At 39.1% G+C, this 26,422-nt stretch carries 26 protein-coding genes and 2 pseudogenes; 14 read left to right on the forward strand and 14 right to left on the reverse strand.

The genetic code is table 11. The annotated features are described in order from the left end of the window. Positions 1–61: 61 nt before the first annotated feature. Both UYI_RS0104470 and UYI_RS0104475 read right to left on the reverse strand, forming a co-directional pair. The gene (locus tag UYI_RS0104470) at positions 62–511 is read right to left on the reverse strand and encodes a PIN domain-containing protein (RefSeq protein WP_016865472.1); all 450 of its coding nucleotides are present in this window, start codon (positions 509–511) and stop codon (positions 62–64) included. A 327-nt stretch (positions 512–838) separates the two neighbouring features. Beyond that, complete coding sequence (locus tag UYI_RS0104475) at positions 839–1,513, reverse strand: rhomboid family intramembrane serine protease (protein WP_016865473.1); 675 nt, start codon at positions 1,511–1,513, stop codon at positions 839–841. A 319-nt stretch (positions 1,514–1,832) separates the two neighbouring features. Here UYI_RS0104475 and UYI_RS0104480 point away from each other — a divergent pair, with 319 nt between their 5' ends. Continuing rightward, positions 1,833–2,840 (forward strand): hypothetical protein, encoded by a 1,008-nt coding sequence (locus UYI_RS0104480; RefSeq protein ID WP_026085734.1) that lies wholly within the window; start codon positions 1,833–1,835, stop codon positions 2,838–2,840. A gap of 301 nt (positions 2,841–3,141) precedes the next feature. Here UYI_RS0104480 and UYI_RS38670 read toward each other — a convergent pair whose 3' ends face one another. Together UYI_RS38670 and UYI_RS0104490 are read right to left on the reverse strand one after the other, a co-directional pair. Continuing rightward, a complete protein-coding gene (locus UYI_RS38670) occupies positions 3,142–3,567 on the reverse strand; it encodes a hypothetical protein (protein WP_016865475.1) in 426 nt (141 codons plus the stop codon). Positions 3,568–3,718: 151 nt separating this feature from the next. Next, entirely contained in the window at positions 3,719–4,162 is a 444-nt protein-coding gene (locus UYI_RS0104490; RefSeq protein ID WP_016865476.1) for a Spy/CpxP family protein refolding chaperone, read from the reverse strand. Positions 4,163–4,514: 352 nt separating this feature from the next. Here UYI_RS0104490 and UYI_RS31950 point away from each other — a divergent pair. After that, a pseudogene (locus UYI_RS31950) lies at positions 4,515–5,734 on the forward strand (sensor histidine kinase). Then, positions 5,731–6,384, forward strand: coding sequence for a response regulator (locus tag UYI_RS0104500; protein WP_016865477.1), 654 nt, complete (start codon positions 5,731–5,733; stop codon positions 6,382–6,384). The pseudogene UYI_RS31950 and the gene UYI_RS0104500 overlap by 4 nt, the downstream one beginning before the upstream one ends. 128 nt (positions 6,385–6,512) lie before the next feature. On the opposite strand, the gene UYI_RS0104505 is transcribed toward UYI_RS0104500, so the two are convergent. Further along, positions 6,513–7,385: a HEAT repeat domain-containing protein gene (locus tag UYI_RS0104505; protein ID WP_016865478.1), complete on the reverse strand. Its 873-nt coding sequence runs from the start codon at positions 7,383–7,385 to the stop codon at positions 6,513–6,515. Positions 7,386–7,586: 201 nt separating this feature from the next. On the opposite strand from UYI_RS0104505, the gene UYI_RS37530 reads away from it, so the two are divergent. Beyond that, positions 7,587–7,736, forward strand: a complete 150-nt coding sequence (locus UYI_RS37530) for a hypothetical protein (RefSeq protein ID WP_162140380.1) — start codon at positions 7,587–7,589, stop codon at positions 7,734–7,736. 52 nt (positions 7,737–7,788) lie between these two features. On the opposite strand, the gene UYI_RS0104510 is transcribed toward UYI_RS37530, so the two are convergent. Next, on the reverse strand, positions 7,789–8,214 hold the full coding sequence (locus UYI_RS0104510; protein ID WP_016865479.1) for a nucleoside deaminase: 426 nt from the start codon (positions 8,212–8,214) through the stop codon (positions 7,789–7,791). A gap of 147 nt (positions 8,215–8,361) precedes the next feature. Between UYI_RS0104510 and UYI_RS0104515 the strand changes: the two genes are divergently transcribed. The 4 genes from UYI_RS0104515 (at position 8,362) to UYI_RS0104525 (ending at position 11,707) form a co-directional block, all read left to right on the forward strand. Then, the gene (locus UYI_RS0104515; protein ID WP_016865480.1) at positions 8,362–9,159 is read left to right on the forward strand and encodes an ion transporter; all 798 of its coding nucleotides are present in this window, start codon (positions 8,362–8,364) and stop codon (positions 9,157–9,159) included. A gap of 102 nt (positions 9,160–9,261) precedes the next feature. Next, positions 9,262–9,648: a hypothetical protein gene (locus tag UYI_RS38675; RefSeq protein ID WP_016865481.1), complete on the forward strand. Its 387-nt coding sequence runs from the start codon at positions 9,262–9,264 to the stop codon at positions 9,646–9,648. A gap of 7 nt (positions 9,649–9,655) precedes the next feature. Then, positions 9,656–9,913 (forward strand): OmpA family protein, encoded by a 258-nt coding sequence (locus UYI_RS38680; protein ID WP_016865482.1) that lies wholly within the window; start codon positions 9,656–9,658, stop codon positions 9,911–9,913. A 135-nt stretch (positions 9,914–10,048) separates the two neighbouring features. Beyond that, on the forward strand, positions 10,049–11,707 hold the full coding sequence (locus tag UYI_RS0104525; protein WP_016865483.1) for a DUF1565 domain-containing protein: 1,659 nt from the start codon (positions 10,049–10,051) through the stop codon (positions 11,705–11,707). A 570-nt stretch (positions 11,708–12,277) separates the two neighbouring features. Here the strand turns inward: UYI_RS0104525 and UYI_RS0104535 are convergent. From UYI_RS0104535 to hpf, 3 genes are all read right to left on the reverse strand, one after another. Then, entirely contained in the window at positions 12,278–12,676 is a 399-nt protein-coding gene (locus UYI_RS0104535; RefSeq protein ID WP_016865485.1) for a type II toxin-antitoxin system VapC family toxin, read from the reverse strand. 5 nt (positions 12,677–12,681) lie between these two features. Continuing rightward, the gene (locus UYI_RS0104540; RefSeq protein ID WP_016865486.1) at positions 12,682–12,975 is read right to left on the reverse strand and encodes a hypothetical protein; all 294 of its coding nucleotides are present in this window, start codon (positions 12,973–12,975) and stop codon (positions 12,682–12,684) included. A gap of 392 nt (positions 12,976–13,367) precedes the next feature. Continuing rightward, complete coding sequence (gene hpf / locus UYI_RS0104545) at positions 13,368–14,027, reverse strand: ribosome hibernation-promoting factor, HPF/YfiA family (RefSeq protein WP_016865487.1); 660 nt, start codon at positions 14,025–14,027, stop codon at positions 13,368–13,370. A gap of 554 nt (positions 14,028–14,581) precedes the next feature. On the opposite strand from hpf, the gene lipB reads away from it, so the two are divergent. Next, positions 14,582–15,262, forward strand: coding sequence for a lipoyl(octanoyl) transferase LipB (gene lipB, locus UYI_RS0104550; RefSeq protein WP_026085735.1), 681 nt, complete (start codon positions 14,582–14,584; stop codon positions 15,260–15,262). Positions 15,263–15,315: 53 nt separating this feature from the next. Continuing rightward, positions 15,316–17,268, forward strand: coding sequence for a S9 family peptidase (locus UYI_RS0104555; RefSeq protein WP_026085736.1), 1,953 nt, complete (start codon positions 15,316–15,318; stop codon positions 17,266–17,268). 178 nt (positions 17,269–17,446) lie between these two features. Here UYI_RS0104555 and pcrA read toward each other — a convergent pair whose 3' ends face one another. Continuing rightward, entirely contained in the window at positions 17,447–19,783 is a 2,337-nt protein-coding gene (gene pcrA, locus UYI_RS0104560) for a DNA helicase PcrA (RefSeq protein WP_016865490.1), read from the reverse strand. Between the two features lie 214 nt (positions 19,784–19,997). Here pcrA and UYI_RS0104565 point away from each other — a divergent pair, with 214 nt between their 5' ends. Then, complete coding sequence (locus UYI_RS0104565; RefSeq protein WP_016865491.1) at positions 19,998–21,284, forward strand: sensor histidine kinase; 1,287 nt, start codon at positions 19,998–20,000, stop codon at positions 21,282–21,284. A gap of 80 nt (positions 21,285–21,364) precedes the next feature. Here UYI_RS0104565 and UYI_RS0104570 read toward each other — a convergent pair whose 3' ends face one another. Further along, positions 21,365–22,069 (reverse strand): diacylglycerol/polyprenol kinase family protein, encoded by a 705-nt coding sequence (locus UYI_RS0104570; RefSeq protein ID WP_016865492.1) that lies wholly within the window; start codon positions 22,067–22,069, stop codon positions 21,365–21,367. Positions 22,070–22,216: 147 nt separating this feature from the next. Here UYI_RS0104570 and UYI_RS0104575 point away from each other — a divergent pair, with 147 nt between their 5' ends. Together UYI_RS0104575 and UYI_RS37920 are read left to right on the forward strand one after the other, a co-directional pair. Further along, positions 22,217–23,578 carry a lipid-A-disaccharide synthase-related protein gene (locus UYI_RS0104575; protein WP_016865493.1) on the forward strand — a complete coding sequence of 454 codons (1,362 nt, stop codon included), beginning with the start codon at positions 22,217–22,219 and terminating at the stop codon, positions 23,576–23,578. Positions 23,579–23,978: 400 nt separating this feature from the next. Beyond that, complete coding sequence (locus UYI_RS37920; protein ID WP_016865494.1) at positions 23,979–24,140, forward strand: hypothetical protein; 162 nt, start codon at positions 23,979–23,981, stop codon at positions 24,138–24,140. A gap of 360 nt (positions 24,141–24,500) precedes the next feature. On the opposite strand, the gene UYI_RS0104590 is transcribed toward UYI_RS37920, so the two are convergent. Beyond that, positions 24,501–24,965 (reverse strand): GNAT family N-acetyltransferase, encoded by a 465-nt coding sequence (locus tag UYI_RS0104590; RefSeq protein ID WP_026085737.1) that lies wholly within the window; start codon positions 24,963–24,965, stop codon positions 24,501–24,503. 78 nt (positions 24,966–25,043) lie between these two features. Here UYI_RS0104590 and UYI_RS0104595 point away from each other — a divergent pair. Further along, positions 25,044–25,223: pseudogene (locus tag UYI_RS0104595) on the forward strand (hypothetical protein); the annotation flags it as partial. A gap of 63 nt (positions 25,224–25,286) precedes the next feature. On the opposite strand, the gene UYI_RS0104600 reads toward UYI_RS0104595, so the two are convergent. Together UYI_RS0104600 and UYI_RS0104605 are read right to left on the reverse strand one after the other, a co-directional pair. After that, positions 25,287–25,535: a hypothetical protein gene (locus UYI_RS0104600; protein WP_016865498.1), complete on the reverse strand. Its 249-nt coding sequence runs from the start codon at positions 25,533–25,535 to the stop codon at positions 25,287–25,289. A 260-nt stretch (positions 25,536–25,795) separates the two neighbouring features. Next, positions 25,796–26,149, reverse strand: coding sequence for a Rieske (2Fe-2S) protein (locus UYI_RS0104605; protein WP_016865499.1), 354 nt, complete (start codon positions 26,147–26,149; stop codon positions 25,796–25,798). Positions 26,150–26,422 lie beyond the last annotated feature (273 nt).

The following is a 26,422-nucleotide window of genomic DNA, read 5'->3' on the forward strand; positions in this document are numbered from 1 at the left end:
GTTAGAGGCTTCTCAAGAGGAACAAGGGAGACAAGGGAGACAAGGAAAATTTGCAGTTTCCTTAGCTAAACCTGGTGGCTTGTAGTTGACTTTCTAAGTTTGCCCGTACCCACAATTCTGCTACTGACCAAACGCAATATTTACAAGGAGCTTCCGTAAAATCACTTAGTTTATGGGTAACGAGTGCATCTAGTTCTTCATAATTAACACAACACAGTTCAACAGCAGATTCAAAATCCTGAAGAGGTGAAGTGCGTGCTTGCAGGAGAATGGTCTGATCTACATGACAAATTTTAATTTTTTCTTTTAACCAATCAACTACTACTTCTGCTATTTGGTTATCTCGTAAACGACTGGCATAAGTGTATATTTTTTGCCATCCAATATCTGTGATATACATCTGAATCAATGGATGTACTTTATCTAATAATTTACTAACTTCTTCTCCAAAACCGTTACGATTCATTAAAGCTTCTAGTATTAGGTCAGCATCAAATATAATTTTGATCACTTTCAACCCCCGATTGACCGGCCAATATAGCCTATGGTGAGATTTTCATAGTTAATCTCACTTATTTAGGAATATACTTATATACAAGTTGAAGGAATGGTATTTCCGATTTATGCAAAACTCTTGATTAGTGATTGGTCATTTGTCAATAGTCAATGGTTAGTAGTTGGTTAGTTTTTTCTTGAGGGGTCTTATCCCCATTTGCCAGTTGTATTCGACAGGGAGTAGGCGTCTCGAGTTCCCCATTGCCCCCCAACCCCACTTTGTGGGGACCCCTAGCTCCCCATTGTCAAGTTTTTCCCTTTGCCCCTTAATCTTTACCCAACTCTAATAGTCTTGTCTACGCAGTCCCAATAAGGGGCCAAGTACCACTCCAGCGACAAAACCACCAATATGTGCCCAGTAGGCAATTCCCCCGGTCTCTACACTCATATTGGCAGCTGCTTGTAGACTGGCAACACCAGAAATGACATTTTGGATAAAGAAAAACCCGATCAAAAATAAGGCCGGAATTCTGACAGTGGTGACAAAAATACCTAAAAATATTAACGTCACAACTCTTGAGTGAGGAAAGGCTATAATATACGCTCCCAAAACCCCAAAAATTGCACCACTTGCTCCCAAAGAAGGAATCTGAGAATTCATGCTGATAACCCACTGACATAGGGCAGCGAAAGCACCGCAACCGAGATAAAAAATTAAATACTTAAAATGCCCCAATCTATCTTCAATATTGTTGCCAAAAACAAATAGAAACAGCATATTTGAAATTAAATGCCACCAATTACCATGTAGGAATTGAGACGTAAATAATGTTGTCCATTCGCTGGTGAAGTTGGTAGTTAATTGTTCAGGTATAACTGCATATAGCTGCAAAAACTGATTTATTTGTTCAGTTGATAATTGGAGTTGATGCAGAAACACTAAAATGTTCATCCCAATCAAACCATAAGTCAAATATGGAGTGATTCGCGTTGGATTTTCGTCGTACAGAGGAAACACAGGTTTTGTTCCTAATGATTTATTAACTGCAATATAGCTTGTGTGGCTGCTCAAAGAAGACCCCGTCCTTAAAGACGGGGTTTAACTCTTTCAAAACTTTAGTAATAAAAATTACATGTTATGCTTGTGTCAGCCTGGCATATCACTATATTTTCTGTTTATACTTTTTATTGTATTTGTCAAAGTATGTGAGAATACTGGTAATCAAGAAGGGTCATGTTTATTATGTAACTGGCTTTTCAATAGATCTATGTAGTAAAGTTTGCTTTTTCCCTCAACTCTCGGTAAACGTTAAACCATTGGTCGAACAAGCTGTCAGATGAACACTAATACTACTCCAAACATAACCGACATCATGGGTCAGCATCTTCCCCTTATAGGAAAAATTTCTAATAAGGCTCCAGAACAGGCAAAGTCAGATCCCCCAAGCATAGCGTTGTTCGAGCAAAACTTCATCCAACTTTGGCAGGAACTCACACACAGTTTTGAGAAACTGCTTCAGGAATTCAGGAAAAAGCGGCAAAATGTAGATACTGACTTAAAAAAGCAAGTAGAAGTAACATTGCAAGTTTGTCGAACTTACACAGGAATTCCTTCTATTGCCGAAATTGAAAGGCGTCTGGAAATTGAGAATAGCTACGAAATTGTTTATGAAAAGTACCTGAATGAGGTTCGCACCCATTTCTTGCAACATCTATCATCTTTAGATGATGGACTGAAGCGATCGCTTGAGCAAGTGAAATCTCAAATAGCAGAGATACTGATTACCAAAACAGAATTAGGAAAACTCACTGACAGCAAAGGTTCTGAATTCATCAAGATACTAGCAACAGAAATACCAGATCAACTCATTCCAGGCGTACCAAGTAAACTCAAAGTAGCATTTCAAATCTTAGCTGAGTTGGAACTGAACTATCGAGAATTTATACTTTATCGCATTCGTCCCCATTTAGATGGGCTGACTCCTCAACAAGCACAAACCTTGAAGTTGACAATTTCACCTTCTGCTGAACAAGTATTTCTCAACATCAAGATAGCTCATGCCGAAAGTGTTCGTAAATGTGAAAAAGCCTTAAAACAGTTGCTGAGTGAACCTAGCCAAGTTGCTTTTGCGATCGTAGAAGAGTTTGTGGATCGCACAATTCGGACAGCAGATGTGGAAAATGAATGGCGAATCTTACTACAACAATTACAACCGGGTTGGGATGATTTTTTGGATCAACCAGAGCAAATTCAACGCGAGTGGATCAATTCTGCACAGCAAACGACAGATGCCAATATAGCAATGAGTGAAGTTGATGCTATTTTTGCACTTATGGATTTTTAAGTCATAACAAAAATTTGTACAAATATTTTTACCCCACCCTTACCCTCCCCGTTTACGGGGCTACCGTGTATACAGAAGTTGGATTTACCCCCCTTAATACCCCCGATATTCGGGGGAAAACAATAAATCCAGTTTCCTTCCCTTTACAAGGGGAGGGTGAGGGTGGGGTAAAAGCAGGATTCATAAGCTATTCAGACTTGTGTATACACGGTAGGTTTACAAGGAAGAATTAACTCTTCCTACTGTAAACGCTGGGAACAGGGGGAGTTTCTAGGATTTATGCAAGAGGTTTAACTTAACTTTATCTACGATAAGAACCAGGATTTATGTAAGTACGATTGGGTGTCCGCAGGACAGTACCGTTAGGTCCTTTGTAAACATCATAACGAACACCGTTGTAGAGAGTGCGACCATTGGGACTCTTTACTACGTTGCGATTAACACCGTTATAGATGACAGTGCCATTCGGACCCTTGTAAACATTGCGGTTGGCACCGTCAACGAAAACACGACCATTGGGACCTTTTACCAAGTTACGGTTTACACCGTCATAGATGACACCGCCATTCGGACCTTGGTAGAAATCACGTCTTTGGCCATCGACATAGACAGCACCATTGGGGCCTTCATAAACTGTCGGTTCTGCATGGGCCATAGTAGGAATAGCGGTTGTGCCAAGGGCAAGAGCAGAAGCAAAAATTAGATATGAGCGTTTTAAATTCAACATAATTATCACTCCTCATTGATCATTGAGCATTTTGGTTAAGTAAGTCAGCCTAAATAAACATACTTTGCCATCATCATAGGTAGTATTTGGTAATCAGTAATTAAATACTACCTACTAGAATATACTATTTGCTCAGTATACTTGTATTCGCTCAGCGATTAAATTGTTGACGACGTGAGCGTTTACTTTCACGTATTTGTTGTAGTTGCTGTCTTTGTTCAGGAGTCAAAACAGCATCAATTTGGGATTTTTGAGACTCCATAATTTGCCGCATTTGGGCTTTCTGGTCTTCGGTAAGATTGAGGGAGGCTTTGATATTGCGTCTATCTTGACGGTTTTGTCTTGCATTTGCCAACTGTTCCCGTTGTTGTGGGGTTAGAACTGCATCCATCTTAGCCTTTGCATTACGGCGGATTTCTGCTATTTGGGCTTTTTGTGCATCTGTTAGTCCTAAACTTTGGAGTGGACCTTTACCTTGAGGAACTTGTGCTACTAGAAAAGGAGATGAGGTTGTTTGTGCTTGAACTGCAAAGGGAAGAGCAGTTAAACTGAGGACAACGGCACCAGCGATCAGTGATAATTTTTTGAGTGTCATTTGTGAATCTCTAGCTTTTTTTGTGTTTCTTTATCTCCATCTTAGGAAGTGATATTTAACAGCCACATGAGGAGAAAGTCATGTGTAACCCATGACTTAAGTCATGTTTATTACGTGACAATTAATATAATGTAAACTCACGTAAATCTCTTTAAAATTAGTTCTAGTTGAAGTAGCCAATAATAAGTAATAGGCAATGGCCAATAGGCAATAGAGAAAATATGTGTAATTAATTCTGTCTAATTAATCGTATAAAAATATCTTTTTTCTTTTCCCTTAACCTTGCCCATTTGCCCTAATCACCACTTCGTGGAAACCCCGATTGTTCCATTTTTATAGGAGGTATATTTTTGTGAGTAGACCAATTAATATTAGCAACCATCCTTTTCGGTTTTTACTTTATTTGGAATGGATATTACTGATTATTTCTGCTTTTGCTGTTTTAATACCTTCTCATTTTCAACGTTTTAACAATCAGTCTATAGAGTTAACAATTCTTAGTTTGCTTGTTTTTGGGTTAATGGGCTTGAGTTTACCTACAAATAATAAAAAATAAAGGTAATTTACACAATTATAGAAGTAATTTTAATTTTATTCATTTCCTTTTATAATACTAAACCATCTGGAAGATTTTTCCCATTTTTATACTTGGTTTTAGTAACTCGTAGCTGTTTTATTTTTCAAATGCAAGGTCGTCTGATTATAACAGCTTTATCTTTTATATTATTTATGGTTTCTTTATCACAAAGAAAACCTCCTCGTGTATCAGTACAAATAGCACCGTTTATCCAAGAAAGATTTTTATTTTACAACTTTGTAGTTGCTCTATTATTTGGATTAGCTTTAGTGTTTGTATTAATGTTAATGAATACAATTTTATCTGAAAGAAAAAGTCGAGATGAACTAGCAATTGCTAATGAAAAATTACGTCAATATGCTTTAAAAATAGAAAATCAAGCAACTTTGGAAGAACGCAATCGTATTGCTCGAGAAATTCATGATTCTTTAGGACATTCTCTGACTGCTTTAAATTTACAATTAGAAACTGCTCAGAAATTGTGGCAATCTAATCCAGAAAAAGCTCAAACATTTTTAGCAAGAGCAAAAGAATTAGGTTCAAAAGCATTACAAGATGTCCGACAATCAGTTTCTACTATGCGTTCTCATCCGTTACAAGAACAATCTTTAGAACAGGCGATCGCTAATCTGGCAGAAAATATGCAGCGTACAACTGGCATCTTACCAATTCTCAAAATAAATTTAGCTTATCCTATTTCTGCTGAAATAAGTACCCCAATTTATCGAATTATTCAAGAATCATTTACAAATATTTGTAAATATGCCCAAGCCACAAAAGTTAAACTGGAACTGATGACGACAGATACAACTTTACATTTACTAATTGAGGATAATGGTAAAGGTTTTGATTTAGGACAAAATACAACAGGTTTTGGACAGCAAAGTATGCGCGATCGCACTTTAGCATTAGGTGGAAAATTTAATATTAACAGTACTCCTGGTTCTGGTTGCCAAATTCAAGTTGAAATCCCATTACTGAGGTATAGGCAATGATTAAAGTCTTGCTAGTAGATGATCAAAATTTAATCCGTCAAGGATTAAAAGCATTACTAGAACTAGAACCAGATTTAGAAATTGTTGGAGAAGCAGAAAACGGAGAGACTGCGATTAATTTGATTGAACAATTACATCCAGATGTGGTGTTAATGGATATTAGAATGCCAATTATGGATGGAGTTGCAGCCACACGAGAAATTCATCAACGTTTCTCTAACATACAGATTTTAGTATTAACAACTTTTGATAACGATGAATATGTAACAGCAGCATTACACAATGGTGCAATGGGCTATTTACTCAAAGATACTCCTTCCGAAGAATTAGCTGTTGCTATCCGTGCTGTGCATAAAGGATATACTCAATTAGGCCCAGGCATTGTCAAAAAACTTTTAACTCAATTTCCACCAGTTGTACCCAATAACTCCCCACCTCCACCACCAAGTTTAGCTGAACTGACTCCCAGAGAAAAAGAAGTTTTGCGGCTAATTGCTACTGGTGCTACTAATAAAGAAATTGCTCAACAACTTTATATTTCCGAAGGCACAGTTAAAAATCATGTCACTAATATTTTAAATCGCTTAAACTTACGCGATCGCACCCAAGCAGCAATCTTTGCCAACTCATTTTTATCTTATTTAAACTAGTAACATGTCTACCCTAACTTTGTACATAAATCCGAATCATCTCCTCTTGTTTCTCTGCGTTCTCTGTACCTCTGCGGTTAATTAATGAAATATCTGAACCCAGTCACGCTACTATGGTAAGTCGATGATCATTTTGCCCGTCTCAGTTTCTCTTTCTTTAATATCACAAGAGGATCTTTGACAGCAGTAATTGCTTCTGGACGGAATTGTAATGAGGGATTTTGCAAAACTTTTAGCGCTTTTTCCAAATTAGAGATAGTTGTATCTAGTTCTTTAATAGATAATTGACTAAGATTTTCTTGCCAACTCGAACTAATATCACCCAAAGCATAAGCTGCACTATGACGAACAGTTTGATCAGTGTCTTGTAAACGGGTAACTAAAGCAGGTACAGCAGGTGTCGCTGCTTTACCGATACTACCTAAAGCAGAGATAACATTTACCCGCATCCAAGCATCTTTATCCTCTAACTTTTTCATCAAGGCAGGTACAGCAGACGCCGCATCTTTGCCCATAGCGCGTAAAATATGAGCTGCACCGTAACGTTCTTGTTGATTCTTGCTATCTAACCCAACTACTATGTAAGGCACATAGGCTTGTCTACCCATTTTAGCGATCGCTTGAACAGCATGAGAACGAACCGTCGCATCTTTATCATCAATTGCACGCATCAGAGCCGGTATAGCTTGGGCAGCATTAGGGCCAATTTTAGCGATAATTACTAATGCACTAGTACGTACTTGCGGATCATTATCTTGTAAAGCTGTAATTAAAGCGGGAACAGCAGGCTTACCCACTGTTGCTAAATAATTTATGGCAGCAGTACGCTGTTGGGGGTTCTTTAAGCGTTGGATATAGGACTTAATTTGTGTTTGATTTTGTGACTGTGCTGAAGTAGTGTTGATAATTAGTAAAGGTGATGAAATACAGATGAAAGCGATCGCGATTTGGGAAGCTATGACTTTTAAGCCCAGTTTGTGAGTAAATCTAGTCACAAGCATAATTTTGGCAATTTATTTCTCAGATGAAACAGACAAAGCCCTGAAAAAATTAGTTCCACCTTCAAAGCAGAAAGCATACTGTACACCTGATGTGAATTGAGTAGAGAACAGAAATCATGTTTTAAAATCGACCACAGATACACACAGATACACACCGATGAAAAGACAGACAGCCAACGCAAAAACCATCCGTGTGCATCCGTGTTCATCGGTGTACCCTACCCTACGGGAACGCCTTACGGCGTACGGGAAGCCGCTTGCGCGTCTACGCTAATTATTATCCCTGCCACTTCGCCACAATCTCAAAAAAATCGACCACAGATGCACACCGATGGACACAGATGCAGATAGATTTAGTGATTGCTGGTTTTTCTCCATTACCCATTGCCATCAATATGTACTACTATTTAAACAACTCTAAACATTCTTCTCTCAAAAGACCTTTTTTAACTTGAATTTTTCTAAAACTTTTAGCAATGATCTCTTCGCAATTTATTTCAATTTGTGATTGATTTACTGATATTAAATCTTGAATGGAAGCACCATAAATAATTTCTGATACACTAGCCCAAACACAAGCAGTTGCACACATTGGACAAGGTTCACCAGTTGTATATATGGTGTATCCTTCTAAAGAATAGTTTTGAATTTTTGCTGTTAAACTGCGAATAACATTAATTTCTGCATGAGCAGATGGATCATGATCTCGCTTTACGGTGTTATGAGCAACAGCAACCACTTCTCCATCTTTGACAATTACAGCCCCATAAGGTGCATCTCCTTTCTTTGCTTCTGTTATGGCTAAACGCATCAAATCTTCTGGAGTCATATAATTGAGATATAATTTATGGATTTGAAAGGATATTTAGTCAGTATATATCAATCTGATTGTAGTTGTTAATATGATTTTTTCTACTAACCACAAAGGACACGAAGAATATAAGGAAAGTAAGATTAGAGACAAAGAAGAGTTTTTATGTTGTTGACAAAAGAGAAAACTGCTTTTTATCTGGCTGATTTGGAAACACCAGTAGGGAAATTGATTAATTTAACTATTGCTGGGTTGGTTTTATTGTCTTCAGGGATTTTTGTCGCAGAAACTTATAATATACCTGATGTTGTTAGATTTAATTTAAATATATTAGATAATATTATTTTAGTTATTTTTGCTGTGGAATACTTTTTGCGTTTCTGGAGTGCTGAAGATAAAGTTAAGTATGTTTTAAGTTTTTATTCAATAATTGACTTAATTGCAATTTTGCCATCTTTTTTGGGAGCGATTGATATTAGTTTTCTGCGTCTATTACGGTGGTTCAGAATACTAAGACTCATTAGGTTTATAGACAAAAAATATTTATTTGGTATCAGCAGTGAAGATGGTGTGATTTTTGCTAGAATATTGTTTACTCTGTTTGCAATTATCTTTGTATATTCTGGCTTAATCTATCAAGTTGAGCATCCTGTGAACTCGAAAGTTTTTGCTACTTTTTTGGATGCTTTCTATTTTTCGATTGTGACGATGACGACTGTAGGTTTTGGCGATGTCACTCCTATTTCAGAGTTAGGTCGCTTGCTGACAGTTTTAATGATTTTAACTGGTATTGCGCTCATTCCTTGGCAAGTAGGTGATTTAATTAAACGTTTAGTAAAAACTGCTAATCTAGTAGAAACTGTTTGTCCGGGATGCGGTTTAGCTTTTCATGATGCTGATGCGGTATTTTGTAAAAGTTGCGGCACGAAATTGTATAAACACTCACAATCTAAAATTAAATAAGAAAATATTTCTTTATAACCAGAGAAAGAAGTATTCTGAATTGATTTAGCTTAGCCTGAGTAAGAAACAAGCGAGTTTCTCAGTGAAAAGATAATTCAGAAAATGCATTTACTCCGCCTTACCAGTTACTTAATCAGTATTTTGATATTTGGTGCTGCTGGCAATTTTATACTCCGTTTTCCTACTAGCTTTCAAGGTAATTTCTCAAATAATCAGGTACTAGCTCAGGAGTACCCGAAAACGCAAGGCTCAGAAATAGTATTTTCTGAAGTTCCAATACCCAATGTCAACTTTCCGGAAGAGATATTTCCAGAGGTGAAACTTCCAGAAATTACATGTTCAAAAATCCGCGTTCAGGAAAATAAAGACTTAACGATAATTACTTTGCCAACTGATATTTTATTCGACTCTGGGAAAAATCAAGTTCTTCCAGAGGCAGCTAAGGCACTGACTCAAGTTAGTCAGTTTATAAACCAATCATCATCCTAACACTTGGTTGCAAATCTTAGGACATACCGATTCTGTAGGTAGTGAAGATGATAATCTCAAATTATCGGAACAACAAGCACTAGCATTACAAAGTTGGTTAAGTCAAAAAGGCGGTCTTGATATCTCTTTAATCACCAAACAAGGCTACAGTGAAACTCAACCGATCGCATCCAATAACAATTCTGATGGTTCTGATAACCCAGTAGGACGACAAAACAACCGTCGTATTGAAATTGTCATCCAGAAAAAGGCAGATCACGTTTAAAGAGCGATCGCTATCTATTGTCCCAGCCAAACAGCACTTATAACAAGAAAGACTTTAACTTCCTTTAAGGAATCGACTGCTACAAAGTTGAAGTGTAAGCGGTAGGATGTCAATGTCTTATTTGACAGTATAAATATGTCTCAAACTCTTTACGTAAATTCTGTTGTTGGCAATGATAGCGCCAGTGGTTTACCACAAGCACCTTTAAAAACTATTACACAAGCTCTCAAAAAAGCTACTTCCGGTTCGCAGATTCAACTAGCAGATGGTAGTTACAATGCTGCTGGTGGGGAAGTCTTTCCTTTGTCGGTTCCGGCTGGAGTCTCAATAGTAGGTAATGAAGCTAACAAAGGCAGTAGTATTTTAATTGAAGGCAGTGGTCAGTACCTCAGTCGTACTTTTGCTGGTCAAAATGTCACATTTGTACTAGACAATGGTGCTGAACTCAAGGGTGTAACCGTGACTAATTCCGCTACCCGTGGTAGTGGCGTCTGGGTAGAATCCACCAGTCCTACTGTTGCCAACTGTACCTTTACAAAATGTAAGCGAGAAGGAGTGTTTGTAACTGGTGATGGGAACCCAGTAATCCGCAGTAATCAATTTATAGAAAATGCTGCCAATGGAATTGCGATCGCCAAGAATGCCAAAGGTGAGATTCAAGGTAATACATGCATCAATACAGGTTTTGGCATTGCCATTAGTGATACAGCTTCTCCCAAACTAGTAGATAACAAAATTTCTGAAAATCGTTCTGGTATTGTCATCTCTGGTAGCGCCCGTCCAATATTACGTAATAATATCTGCGAAAGAAATACCCAAGATGGCTTGACGGTAATTGCCAATGCTTTACCAGATATTGGCAGTACCAATAACCCAGGGGGTAATATCTTCCGCAGTAACGGACAATTTGATGTCCAAAATGCCAGTTCCAACAAACTTACTTCTATAGGAAATCAAATAGATCCAACAAAAATCAAGGGTTTAATTGAGTTTCTTGATAATCAAGTTCCTACGCCAACTCCAAATCCAACTCCCAATCCAACTCCCAATCCAACACCAAATCCAACACCAAATCCAACTCCAAATCCAACTCCAAATCCAACTCCAAATCCAACTCCTACGCCGGAACCAGAACCTGAACCATTTCCTGATCCGACACCGACTCCACTACCAAATCCAACTCCAAATCCCACACCTACACCTACACCTACTCCCAGCAACTTAACCGATATTAGCAATCATTGGGCAGTTGCCTTTATTCGGGAATTAGTCGAGTTGGAAATCATCAAGGGTTTCCCTGACCGCACATTTAGACCAGATGCGACAATGACAAGGGCGCAGTATGCTGCATTAATAGTCAAAGCTTTTAACCCCAGCGTCAAACGTCAAGCAATCAAATTTAAAGATGTAGCGCAGGACTTTTGGGCAAACAAAGTCATTCAACAAGCCTATCAAGGACAATTTCTCTCCGGTTATCCCGATAACACTTTCCGTCCTAACGATAATATCCAGCGTGTACAAGTTATCGTTTCGCTGGTGAATGGACTAGGGTTAACTGCTAGTGGTAATAAAACTCTCAAACCCTACGATGATCAAACAAAAATTCCTGACTATGCCAAAGATGAGGTAATTGTTGCTAGCGAAAAACAAATTATTGTTAACTATCCCAAAGTTAAGCAACTCAACCCCACCCGCGAAGCTACACGCGCAGAGGTAGTGGCGATGGTGTATCAAGCATTAGTTGATGCTGATCGCGTAGCGGCGATCGAATCGCCTTATATTGCGGTTGCTTAGCCTCTGACTGCCAGTTTAAAGGCAATTATAGCGGTTTTCTATTGCAGAAAATACAGGTCTTTCGTAGGTTAGCACGGTTGCGCTAACCTACTATGTGTTGTATTTAAACCGGAACTCTATATATTTGAACGAGTGCGATCGCTTTGAGGATTTGAGGCTCAACTACAAGATTTTGATACTCATCAATGAAGTTTTGTAACTCGACTACAAGATTCCAATACTCGTTAATGGAGTTTTAAGACTAGACGACGAAGTTCTGATACTCATCAATGAGATTGTCAGACTCTGACTACGGAATTCCAATACTTGTTAATGAAGTTTTAAGACTAGATGACGAAGTTCTGATACTCATCAATGAGATTGTCAGACTCAACTACGAGGTTCCAATACTCATAAATAAAGTTCAGAAACTTATTAAAAAAGTTCTCATACTCGTTAATGAGCATCTGATACTCAATAATGAGACTTGAATACTAATCAATCAAGTTTAGATACTTATCAACTAAGCTTCGATCATCATCAACAGAATTTTTTATATTAAATACTATGCCTTTAACATAATCAATATGTCTACAGCCAGTTTTCTAAAGAAATTTCTGGGACTCTCAGCATATCAGAATCATTGGAAACAAGTATCAAACCGCGTGTAATTGCCGTCGCCGCTATCAATATATCTGCTTCTTGAATAAGAGTACCCTTATTTTTTAAATCCGCATGAATTTCACATGCCTTCTCAATAGTTTCGATATCATCTAGCAATAAAACTTTATAGTTTCGGCAAAAACGATTAAATTCAGATAGTTGTCTAGTTGCATTTACAGCTAAAAGTCCTCTTTTGATTTCATAAAAAGTTATACAACTAATAAAAACTTCTTGTCCTAAGGTACGTACATCCCTTAGTTTTTTGTCTACAGTTGCATTTCTCTTTAAAACATAAGTGACAATATTGGTATCTAGTAAATAAGTCACTTTTTCTATTTGCCTTCTACTACTTCATCAAATATCTTGATTTGTTCAGGTGTTAAATCATTTAAAGTACCTGAGACAGCTTCTAATACTAGAATACTATCTATCCTGTCTGTTAACTGATTGTCTGTAATCGCCATAAATTCTTCTGGCGAAAACTGACTAAACAGGTCTACTAACATGTCTATCATTTCCTGCTTATTTAATTTTACTAGGTATAGACTATTACTTTGAAATAGCTTTTCTACTATTGGTGAGATGCGATTAATAAGCTCTTGATTATAACTAGTAATTTCTTGCATAGCTTCCCCCTCAATTTTTATTTCATTTTTCTACTTTAGCAATTACTTGTGTTCTATCTCTTCCATTAATAGAATAGGGCAGACGAAACGCCTACCCCAAAATTCAATATAAGTATTCGCGGTGTGGTGTGGTTGGACTACCCATTCATTAACCAATGTAGAGACGTGCCATGGCACGTCTGGTACAACAATCAACAACCAACCCTACCCTTACCTTAAGCCACTACGTGTCTACGGGTTCGCCAGTCCCCCTACCCTTACCTTAAGCCACTACCTGCGGAAGCCGCTTCGCGTCTACGTGTCTACGTGACGGGAACCGCCTTTTTGGGGGGCTGGACTCACCACTAACTACTAACTACTAACAATCAACAACCATCCACCAACCAATAGCTTTATTTATTTACGTGCGATACCTCCGTAACGCCAGTGCTGGTATGAGCAGTTTTGCCATTTTTACCATTGGTATGATTTATATGACCATTACTGTTGCGGGGTTGAATTACACCGTAGCCTCCGTGGTTGCGTTCGTAAATCACGTTAATTTCGCCTGTTTCGCTGTTGCGGAACATGTAAAAATCGTGTCCCACCAGTTGCAGTTGTTCTAAAGCTTCTGTAACTGTCATGGGTGGCATGGCAAAATATTTTGTGCGAACCACTTCTTCCGGTAATTCAGGGGCGCGATTACCAATTAAGTCTGTAACTACTGTTTGTTGTACTACTCCTTCAATGCTAGTTTGGGCATGAGTTTTCTTCTCATGACGCCGTTCTTTATATTTACGCAATTGACGGGCAATTTTATCTGCTACCAAATCTATACTGGCGTACAAGTTCTCGCTACTCTCCTCGGCACGGATGACGTTTCCGTTGGCATAAATTGTGACTTCTGCTGCCTGCTTGGGATTAATTCGGGGATTGCGAGCTACGCTCAAGTGTACATCCACTTCATTTGTGATGTTTTGAAAATGACTCACCGCCTTTTCAATTTTTTGATGTACATATTCTCTAATCGCATCGGTGATTTCAATATTTTTGCCGTGGATGACAAGCTTCATGTAAACTCTCCCGCTCAAAGCTTTTGATGTGTATTTGGTTTGGAGAACAAGATATTGCGGTTAAGGTCTATCACTGCCGCCGAAATTGGGAAATTTCTAATATACTGCTAATGCGACTACCCTAAGCCAAATCTAGGTGAGTACTTGCTCATGCCTAGTGTTATCAATTTAGGAATCTCTGCAATAGCTCCAACTGTAAAAAAGGCTCATGGATATTCACGCAGATTTCGTTAGCTTTGCTTCTCCAACACGGGCTGCATTCGCTTTTCATAGACAATAAGCGTTTTATTGTTAGTTTTATCCCTTTTTTCAACAGAAAACAATCGAGTTATAATCCATCAGCCAGTACATTTATTCTTCTTTCTCTTGGCATGATGGTTATTGTAGAGAATTCCTCCCGATACCATTGAGGTTATATATTCAAACTAGCATCTTGTATTTTACAAAACCGCTTCCCTTTACTTTCCTTTATGATCCTTTGCATAGCTTGAGATTTAGGATACTAAGATGTCATTTTATATACATTTTAATCAGTAACTTAGTTATTTTTTTGTATGAGCCGTAGTATTCCTTCACACAACCGTCGATGTCTACTATATGACCAAGGACTATTACCATACTTGGATGCACTGGAGTGGCAGCGATCGCTTCTTCAAGAGCGGATCAAAGACCCCCATTTAGACGATGTGTTAATCTTGCTGGAACATCCACCTGTATACACTTTGGGGCAAGGGGCAACCCCGGAATTTCTCAAATTTGACCTTGACAATAATACGTATGATGTGTATCGAGTTGAACGAGGCGGAGAGGTTACTTACCATTGTCCTGGCCAACTGGTAGGGTATCCAATTTTAAATTTGCATAGTTATCAAAAAGACTTGCATTGGTACTTGCGGCAGTTAGAAGAAGTGTTAATTCACGCGCTGGCGGTATATGGTTTAGTAGGAGAGCGAATTTCTGGTTTCACTGGTGTTTGGGTAGAAGGACGCAAAGTAGCTGCGATTGGTATTAAAGTCAGCCGTTGGATTACTATGCATGGCTTTGCTTTAAATGTTTGTCCTGACATGACAGGCTTTGAGCGAATTGTACCCTGTGGCATTGCCGATAAGCCTGTGGCTAGTTTAGCTAATTGGATACCGGGTATAACTTGTGAGGAAGTACGCCACACTGTAGCAAAATCATTTGCTAAAGTATTTGATGTCAAATTAATTAGAACTGAAGGAAAAGAAAAATAGGAAGGAAAAATTTAGACTTCAAACTTTACTCTTCAGCGTTCCTTAGTCCAAGGATGCGATTTGTATCACTCTTGTTTGCTACACTACTTGCAGTCTTTCTGCTACCAAGTTTCATGGTTGCTGCTCAAACTTCTGTGATTACTCCTAATGAAAATCTAGTTGTAGAGGGAATTCCACCAATTCCAGCAACACTGGCAGAAACGGTTAATCGCTACACCAATTTTCGTTCTGCTAGTCTTTCTAGTTGGCATCCAGTCCGGCGTGAAATGCTAATTTCCACCCGTTTCGCTGATACTCCCCAAGTGCATTTGGTCAAATTCCCTCTTGGTAGCCGTCAGCAAATGACTTTCTTCCCAGAACGTGTCGGTGGAGGGAGTTTTCAACCAACCCAGGGCAATTATTTTGTTTTTAGCAAGGATATTGGTGGTAATGAATTTAACCAGAATTACCGTTATGATTTGGCAACGGGTGACATTACCTTATTGACCGATGGCAAGTCAAAAAATAGTGGTGGTGTCTGGTCTAATAATGGCGATCGCATGATTTACACCTCCACTCGCCGTACGGGCAAAGATAACGATTTTTACATTATTGACCCAAAAAATACTCAGAGCGATCGCCTGCTAGCACAAGTTGAGGGCGGTGGTTGGATGCCGTTGGACTGGTCGCCTGATGACCGTCAACTGTTAGCAATGGAATATGTCTCTATTAATGAAAGTTATCTGTGGTTGGTAGATACCAACTCTGGTGAGAAAAAATTAATTACACCCAAGGGAGGCACAGAGAAAGTCTCCTACGGAGGAGGATTATTCAGCAAAGATAGCAAGGGTTTGTATGTCATCACTGACCGGGATTCAGAATTTTCGCGGTTAGCATATGTAGATTTAGCTACTTTAGAGCATACATATCTTACTAATCACATTCCTTGGGATGTAGAAGATTTTGACCTGACAGAAGATGGTAAGTATCTAGCTTTTGTCACCAATGAAGATGGAGCAAGTATACTGCACCTATTGGAAACGACAACAAAGCAAGAAAAACCTTTACCTAAACTGCCAGTGGGACAGGTATATGGCATTACCTGGCATCCTAATAACGAAGATTTGGGCTTTACTCTAGTTTCAGCTCGTTTCACCGCAGATGTGTATTCTGTGAATATCCGCACTAACAAAGTTGAACGCTGGACAGAAAGTGAAACTGGCGGACTGAATACAGCAAATTTCTCTGATGCACAATTGGTGCGTTGGCAAAGCTTTGACGGTAAAACCATATCTGGTTTTGTTTACCGTCCCCCTGCTAAGTTTCCAGGCAAGCGTCCGGTAATTATTGATATTCATGGAGGGCCTGAAGGACAGTCTCGTCCATCTTTTTTGGGGCGATACAATTACTATCTAAATGAGTTGGGCGTTGCTTTACTCTTTCCCAACGTCCGGGGTTCCACTGGTTACGGCAAAACTTTTCTGACATTAGATAATGGCTATAAAAGAGAAGATTCTGTCAAAGATATTGGCGCACTCCTTGACTGGATAGCTACTCAACCAGACTTGGATAAAGACCGCATACTAGTCACAGGCGGTAGCTACGGTGGTTACATGTCCTTAGCAGTGGCAACAAAATATAGCGATCGCATCCGTGCGGCTATTAATATTGTTGGTATTTCCAACTTTGTCACCTTCCTAGAAAATACTGAAAGTTACCGACGTGATTTACGACGGGTCGAATACGGTGATGAACGTGATCCGAAGATGCGAGAATTCCTGCTGAAAATCTCGCCAGTCAATAACGCCAGTAACATCAAAAAACCGCTATTTGTAATTCACGGGAAGAATGATCCTCGTGTTCCTTTGCGGGAAGCCGAACAAATTGTAGAGACAGTCAGAAAAAATAATGTTCCTGTTTGGTATCTCATGGCGAAAGATGAAGGACATGGGTTTAGTAAGAAGAAAAATATTGATTTCCAGTTTTATGCAACGGTAATGTTTGTGAAAGAGTATTTGCTGAAGTAATAGTATTGTGGCGAGTGTGAAATTTTCTGGTAATAACGAACACAGATGCACACCGATGAACACAGATAGATTATCAGTGTGCATCTGTGTTCATCGGTGTTCGTTTTCTAAAACAGATTTCTTCCTGTCGCTTCGCACAATTGAGGGGGTTACTTCGACTTTTGCAAAAGGTCTAACCCTAATCCACTCGTTGCAACTGTGCAACTTGAGGATCAATAATTTTTTGACCAAGTTGATCAAACTTAATCGCTACAGAAATTTTTCTCCCAGAACCAAAGACGTGTGTAATTTCACCTTCACCAAAGATTTTGTGCAAGACGCGATCGCCCACTTGCCAATTTTCTGTAACGCTTTGTCTGGCTTTAGTTTCACGCTGTGGGATACTACCGCTGGCGGATTTGGCATAAGCCATTCTACCAGGACGATGGGTAACTAACAATTCTTCGGGTAATTCCTCGAGGAATTGCGATCGCACGGCGGGTTCCCGATTACCATAGAGGCGGCGTTCCCGCGCGTGGGAGATAAATAGCCTTTCTTGAGCGCGAGTAATACCCACGTAACAAAGGCGGCGTTCTTCTTCCAATGCTGAGGGATCGTTCATGGAACGGTAGTTGGGAAATAGCCCCTGTTCTAACCCCACCATATACACCACAGGAAACTCTAACCCCTTAGAAGCGTGGAGAGTCATCAGGGAAACGGCTGCTTGTCCTTCTTTGAGATTATCTAAATCGGAACTGAGAGCAGCACTAGCGAGGAAATCTCCTAAAGAAACTTCTTCGTTTTCCTCTTCAAATTGCCGTACAGCGTTGAACAATTCCTGGACGTTTTGGACTCTGTCTTCTGCTTCGTCTGTTCCCTGGCTCATTAAGTCTTGTACGTAACCAGAGTCTTCTAATATACCTTGTAAAATATCCGAAGCTGGCATGGTTGCTAGTTCTGCTTGCCAACGGCTGATCATGGCTGCGAAGTTATTTACAGACTTGGCAGAACGCCCTGCTAAGGTATTGACTGATGTTTGATCGCTCAGTATTTCCCACAGAGTCGTGCCTAATTCTTGAGCAGCACCAACTAAGTTATCAATGGTAGCTTTGCCAATCCCACGGCGCGGAGTGTTGATTACCCGTAATAAACTGACTGTATCTGCGGGGTTAGTGATCGCTCTTAAATAGGCTAGTACATCTTTAATTTCTTTGCGATCATAGAACTTTAACCCACCAACAACAGTGTAGGGAATTTGCGCGCGGACTAAAAGATCCTCAAACGGGCGAGATTGGGCGTTGGTGCGATAAAGAATAGCAAAACTTCCCCAGTTTAATTCTGGGTTTTCTCTTTCTAACTTACGAATTTGATTGATGACAAATTCGGCTTCTGCAATTTCATCATCGGCTTTGAAAAAATAAATCTGTTCACCTGCACCTCTGGTAGCGCGGAGAACTTTATCAATGCGTTGGGTATTATTTTCAATTAATTGGTTGGCAGCTTGGAGAATATTTTCGCAGGAGCGGTAATTTTCTTCTAATTTTACCATTGTCCTGGTATCTTCATCCGGCAAACCATCACCAAAGTCTTGCTGAAACTCAAGCAATATGGTAAAGTCAGCCATTCTAAAAGAATAGATTGATTGATCAGCATCACCGACAACAAAAACCGAGCGATCGCGCCAATCCCAATTATTTTTATTTGTTTCACCATGCGTCACCAATAACCGAATCAAATCATATTGAGTCCGGTTAGTATCTTGATATTCGTCTACTAAAATATGGCGAAACTTGCGATACCAATAACCCAATACCTGCTCGTTTTGCTGAAACAATTTTACAGGTACGAGAATTAAATCATCAAAATCTAAGGCATTATTTTCTGCCAGTCTATCTTGATATTTACTATAAACTTCCGCGATCACTCTTCCTCGGTAATTTGGCTGTTCCCTCTCATAATCGTGGGGTGATAAACCTTTGTTTTTGGCGTTGCTAATGGCGTAGCGTACCGAACGTGGTTCAAATTTTTTATCGTCTAAGTTTAACTGCTTAGTGACGATTTCTTTCACCAGACTTTGGGCGTCAGATTCATCAAAAATAGAAAAATTACGATTCCAACGACGTCCTTTTTCATCTTGGTATTTTTCGATATCAAAGCGGAGAATCCGAGAAAACAAACTGTGGAAAGTCCCACACCACAATTCTTTGATATAAGAACGCCAAACTCGCGATTTTAACCTGACTTGATCGTATTCTGGCAGTAAGTCAAAACGCTCACCAAATTCTGCGATCGCCAACTGTTCGGCAAATAATTTTTGGATACGTTCTTTCATTTCCCGTGCAGCTTTGTTGGTGAAAGTCACTGCCAGGATATTTTCAGGATCGACACGATGTTGCAAAATCAGATTAGCAATGCGATAAGTTAGCGCTCGTGTTTTGCCGGATCCTGCACCAGCAACAACTAGCAAAGGCCCACAAAAGTGTTCAACAGCGCGGCGCTGACTGGGGTTGAGGTGACTGAGAAAGTCAATAGTCATTAGTCAAGAGTCAATTGTCAATGGTCAATTGTCAATGGTCAATTGTCAATGGTCAAAGGTTATTAACTACTAATGTACAGACGCGATGTTCCTCGCCTCTGTACCCACTAACCACTAACCACTAACAATGATCACGCGAAATATATTTTTTCACGCTAACTTGTTTATTTTGACAAAAAATATTCCCTAAAATAGATGAGCTATCACTTTTTATATGGTGCATGAATTCAAATGTACCGGAGATTGTACAGTGGATTTCCTTAGTAGTTTTTTTTACAGTGGAAATTTTATCCCCCACGGTCATTGTTACCTGTGGAAGCCAGAGTTAGTATGGCTGCATATCTTAACAGATTCGCTCATTGCTCTGTCTTACTTCTCAATTCCACTGACACTAATTTATTTTGTTCGTAAAAGGCAAGATGTGCCATTCAGGAGCGTATTTATTTTATTTGGCGCCTTTATTATCTCTTGTGGCACTACTCATATTATGGGTGTATGGACGCTATGGCATCCTGACTATTGGTTATCAGGTAGCATTAAAGCTGTCACGGCTATAGTTTCGTTTTATACTGCTTTAACCTTAATACCTCTAGTTCCCCAAGCACTTGCGCTTCCTAGTCCAGCACAACTAGAAGCGGCGAATAACGCTTTACAAAACGAAATTATCGAACGCAGGCGGGTAGAACTTGAATTACGCGAGTATAAAGAAAATTTAGAAAAATTGGTAGAACAACGTACAGCTGAACTTGCCAAAACGAATGAACTACTCCAACAAGAAGTCACTCAACGTCAGCAATCTCAAGAGAAAATGGCATTGTTGGTAAAAGAATTAGAAAGTGCCAATAAAGAGTTAAACGATTTTGCCCATATAGTATCCCATGATTTAAAAGCACCACTTAGAGGAATTAGTTCATTATCAGAATGGTTATTAGCTGATTATGCAGATAAATTGGATGAAGAAGGTAAAAATTTAATTGATCTGTTAATTGTTAGAGTCCACAAAATTCATAATTTAATAGACGCAATTCTACAATACTCACGAGTTGGACGTATTAAAGAAGAGATCAGACAAGTAAATTTAAATGATGTAGTCACAGAAGTAATTGAATTACTCCAACCAATAGAAAATGTCCAAATAGAAATAGCCAACCAATTACCCATAGTTAAATTTGAAAAAACTCGGATAGAACAAGTATTTCAAAACTTATTGAGTAATGCCATCAAATTCATAGACAAGCCCCAAGGTAAGATTAAAATTGGCTGTGTCGAAAAGGATGGCTATTGGCAAATAAGTATCACAGATAATGGCCCTGGGATTGAAAAACAGCATTTTGAACGAATATTTAAAATTTTTCAAAAATTAACCGATCATAAAAACCCAAATAGTACCGGAATCGGGCTTGCTATCGTTAAAAAAATTATAGAAATGTATGGAGGCGAAGTTTGGGTGGAATCAGAATTAGGCGTGGGTACTACATTCTTTTTTACATTAAAGAAATAGTAATCAATCTATCCGTGTTCATCTGTGTGCATCGGTGTTCGTTTTATAAAATATGATTTTGGTCATCTTCCTAATTCAAATTAAACCAAACTCGTTGTTGCAATAACTGTAGCTGGAATTAAGAGATTATCTATTTCTTTTGGACTACATCCTTCCACTAACACCGCAACAAGAGCAACTATAAAAATCCGAGGAATATTCAAATTGCTAGGAATAATTAGCCAAACAAAAAAGATACTAGCAGCAAAGGCAAAAATAAACATTGCCAGGCTTCCTTCCACTGTTTTATTGCTCAATATTTGATATTTCCATCTACCATATCTTGAGCCAATAATTGGCGCAAAACCATCGCCCCAACCCAAACATGCCATAGCAACAATTCCAGGGAAAGTTTTGTAGAATAAAGTTCCACAAATAATAGCTACAACTACAAAATAAAGCGGTCCTTTGAGTAATTCACCTCTGTCACCTGTACGAGTCATGGTTTTGACGGCCTCATCATTAGGCTCAGCAAAAAAACCTTTTTTTACTAAAAGAATTAGCCACACAAACATAATCAAAATATTCAAGTATTTTGACCAATGCAAGTCACTATACAATGGCAAAAATATAATGATCGAACCAGCACCAATATGTGTTATTTTGCGGCTAATATCCTGAGGTAGAGCAAAACGGGTAACACAGAAATTCATCAACGCTACTAACCCAAAGACATAAATAAAAGTTAGCACAGTAACGATTAAATTTCCGACAGGCGGGCTGATTCCTAAGATAGTAGATAGCATACTCAGCAATTAATATTTAGATATGGCATAGATTTCATCTTCCCAAAAAAAGTAGCTTTGCTCAAGATGCTGAGTTTTTTTGTGTATTTATTAACCTAATCAAATAATATGTAAAATAATCAAGCCTTTGCCTGCTGTTCTCTACTTATGAGTGAAGTGTCCCCTTTAACCCCGAGATCTCAAATCCCAAAAACAAATTCTCACCTACGGTTGTTAGTTTTAAGCAATGGTCATGGAGAAGATGCGATCGCAATCCGGATTTTACAGGAACTCCAGCAACAACTGCACCCACCAGAAATTTTCGCTTTACCTTTAGTAGGTGAAGGATACGCCTACCAAAAGTTAAATATTCCCCTCATTGGTTCAGTACGCACCATGCCTTCTGGTGGCTTTATTTACATGGATGGATGGCAATTTCTGCGTGATCTGGGTGGGGGATTAATACAACTGACTTTTAACCAAATTCAAACTATCCGCAGTTGGGTCAATTCTCAACAAAAATTTGGTAAAAATCACGCCATCTTAGCTGTGGGGGATCTATTTCCGTTATTGTTTGCTTGGATGAGTGGTGCTAACTACGCTTTTGTAGGTACGGCGAAATCAGAGTACCATGTACGGGATGAAAAGGGATTATTAAAACGCAGCAACCCATTGGCACACTTAGGGCATTTTTCTGGTTCAGTTTACCATCCTTGGGAACGTTGGTTAATGAACCATCGCCGTTGTAAGGCGGTATTTCCCAGAGATTCGTTAACAACGAAGATATTACAAAAATGGCCTATTCCCGTATTTGATGTGGGAAATCCCATGATGGATGGTTTAGAACCAACCTTTCCCACAGCACGATTTTATAGTAGTAATAGCGAAAAACGAGAATTGGGTCGACCGCTAATTATCACTCTTCTACCAGGTTCACGTCCTCCAGAAGCTTACGCTAACTGGCAAAAAATTTTGCTTGCGGTGTCTGCATTCATTGACTCCCAAGAACAAGGTATGCAGCAGACCCATAATTGGGGCAAACTTGTGTTTTTAGGTGCGATCGCTCCTAGTTTACACTTTGCCAGTATGTACCAAATTCTGCAATCTCATGGTTGGTATCCTCACCCCGATTCTCCTGTGGAAATTCCTGACGCCGGAGCATTGACATTTAAGCAAAAAAATGCATATTTTATATTGACCCAAAAAGCTTATAACGATTGCCTACATATGGCAGATACAGCGATCGCAATGGCAGGAACAGCAACAGAACAATTTGTTGGTTTGGGTAAACCAGCAATCACTATGCCAGGAAAAGGGCCACAGTTTAACCCCAAGTTTGCACAAACACAGAGTCGGCTTTTGGGGCCAAGTGTTATTTTAGTAGAAGAACCGCATGAAGTTGTCCAAGCGGTGCGATCGCTTTTTGCCAACCCAGATAAACTGCATGTCATTGCCGAAAATGGCCTGCGACGAATGGGCAAAGCAGGTGCAGCAAAGCGGATTGCAGAATGTTTGATGGAAAGATTTTAAATCAGGGAACTCTTAATAGATAGTAATGGGTAATGGGTAATTGGTAATGGGTAAGATACTGACTAATCATTTTCCCATGCCCAATGCCCAACAACCAAGCGCAAGCGGGGAGGGGCGGTACTATACACCAGAAAAAAGTTATTTCCCTGACAAACTCAAGTTTATTTAATCGTTTTTCCGGAAACAGACATTCAGATAGGGATTATATATGTTGAGGATGTAAGTTCATCCACATCTGTAGGTATAATCCTGTTGTTAGACAGAGTAATATCATAAATTCGCCTCAATATTCATAGCTAAGGCAGATGCAGTAACTTAGCAGAGTATTTACTATTGATTTTGAGATTTATTTAGTTAAAATTACTGTTTTATCTTTATCTAAAAAACTAAGGTGAGTACAATGACAACTACACAAACTAACTTAAACACACAAGCACCCAAATCCACAAAGAAAAAACAGTCTTTTCGGAACGTGGATATTGGCACTCCTTTAAAACCAGTACGCCAACGCCAGAAAAAGCAGGAATATGAAGCACTCAGCGACTGGTCACATGCTAGTTAAGATGTTGGTAGATGATTGTTGGTAGTTGGTGGTTGAAACGAACAACAAACAACAAACAACGAACACCTAACTAATATGCAGGTGTTGCAGTGGTAGCTAACCAAAGAGTTAACACCAAAATGAGCAGGCCAATTTTGACAATTAGGTAAATGATGTTATTGGGTATGGCAACATCGTACATCACTTTCACCCCCTTTCCTGCACAAAACTTTGATTGTTTGTATTGAGGACTTTAAATTCTCATACAAACTCTTCAAAGTTTGGATATTTATATTCTCTCTTAAGATTGAATTGAGCAAGATATGAAGTAATGCTTCAGTAAAAATTTTTAACACATTTGCACATAGTTAGGTGTTTAGGTTAACTAAAATTTTTATCCATACAATAATTAATTAATTTTATACCGCGCCGTTCTACTGTTTGTTGATTGATAACTTGAAATCCTTTACCCTCGAAGAAACCCTTGGCGGTGATACTTACTTCTGCAAATAGTCTTGTAATTCCTAATTTTTCTGCCTCTGTTTCCAGAGTATCTAAAAGCTTACTCCCTACGCCCATACCTTGAAAATCTTTATGGCAATAAAAACAATCTATATGTCCGTCGGGTTCTAGTTGAGCAAAACCAACAATTTTGTCATCTAGTTCTGCGACATAAGTCATTTTGGAATGTAAATGTTCATTCCATCTTTGGTAATCCATATTTTGAGGTGCCCATGCCTCTACTTGCTCTTGGTTATAATCTCGAGTATTAATATTGTGGACAGTATTATAGAATAACTGCATGATTTCTTGCGTATCTTGATGATAAAATTTTCTGATATTCATAAAATTCATTAACCAAGCCAACGTCATAATAGAACTAAAAGTCCCATCATCAGGAATACTTGACGATGTATCAAACCGATCCGCCATCTTCACCAAGGTCTAGGTTTGTGGCAAGGACAATATCAAAATATTGAGCAGCTGTGGTTACGCTGGTATGATGCGACAGGTAACTGGGTATTAACGCCTACAGAAAAGGAACAGCAACGAACACAAAGGTTAATAGCACAGTTGCGTAGACGCGAAGCGGCTTGTCGTTAGACATCGCTCGGTGTAGAACCTGATTTAGAATAATTATTTACAACTCAGCAAAATAGAAAGAAATTATCTGATTTCTGAGTAACTCTCATACCTATCAGAGTTGGTATAAGGTTCCACGTTGGGATCAGCATAAGGTTCTGGATTGGGATCTACATAGGGTTCCACGTTGGGATCAGCATAAGGTTCTGGATTAGGATCTACATAGGGTTCCACATTCGGATCCGCATAAGGTTCACGATCAGGGTTTGTATAGGGATCTATATTGGGATCTTCGTAAGGTTCTATATTATAATTGCGACCTGAGATATTCATATGGCTTAAATTTGAATCTACACCGTCTTTGAGTATGAAACCATGAGTCTGCTGACACTAAAACTCAATAAATTACGTAAAATTTCCACTCATACATAATTATTTGACAGTGAGGGTGAATTGACATCTATCAATAGGCTGTTTTTTCACTTTTTGAAGAAGGCAGAAGGACTACTGCCCTCTGCCTTTTTTGATAAAAATATATGATGTTTTAGCCGCGATCGCACCAAATGCAAGTAAGTATGAGATTCAGCAGCTGGTTATTCTGCTACATCAACCCAGATACTCCCTTCTTCTACACGCACAGGATAAACTGGCAGTGTTTTTTCTCGTGACACTACACCCATTGCCTTACCAACAACAGGCGGCCATGCGATCCAGTCTTTGACTTCACCAGTGCAGAGATCAAAAGCACTACGATGCCAAGGACAAACAATTGCCCCATCTACAATTTTGCCCTTTTTCAGAGACAATTTCAGATGGGGACAGGCATTATCTACTGCATACAACTGACCTTCGTGATTAACCAACAGGATTTTTCGACTACCAACCTTTACTACTTGTCTAGCACCAGGGGAAAGTGCATCAGCTGCTAGAACTTTCGTCCAACTCATAAATTCTCCTCTCTTTAGCATTCTGCTTTTATAGTTTCCCGCAATTGTGACCAAAAGTAGTTAGTTGTTGGTTGTTGTTTGTTGTTTGTTAGTGGTTAGTGGTTGGTTGTTGTTTGTTGTTTGTTGTAGAGACGTGCCATGGCACGTCTGTACAGTAGTTAGTGGTGAGTCCAGCCCCCCAAAAAGGCGGTTCCCGTCACGTAGACACGTAGACGCGTAGACAAAGAAGCGGTGAGGGGGTCGCAGTCTTGGACGCCACGTGACGCCACGTGC

It is taken from the genome of Fischerella muscicola PCC 7414, from assembly GCF_000317205.1.
GTDB classification, from domain to species: domain Bacteria; phylum Cyanobacteriota; class Cyanobacteriia; order Cyanobacteriales; family Nostocaceae; genus Fischerella; species Fischerella muscicola.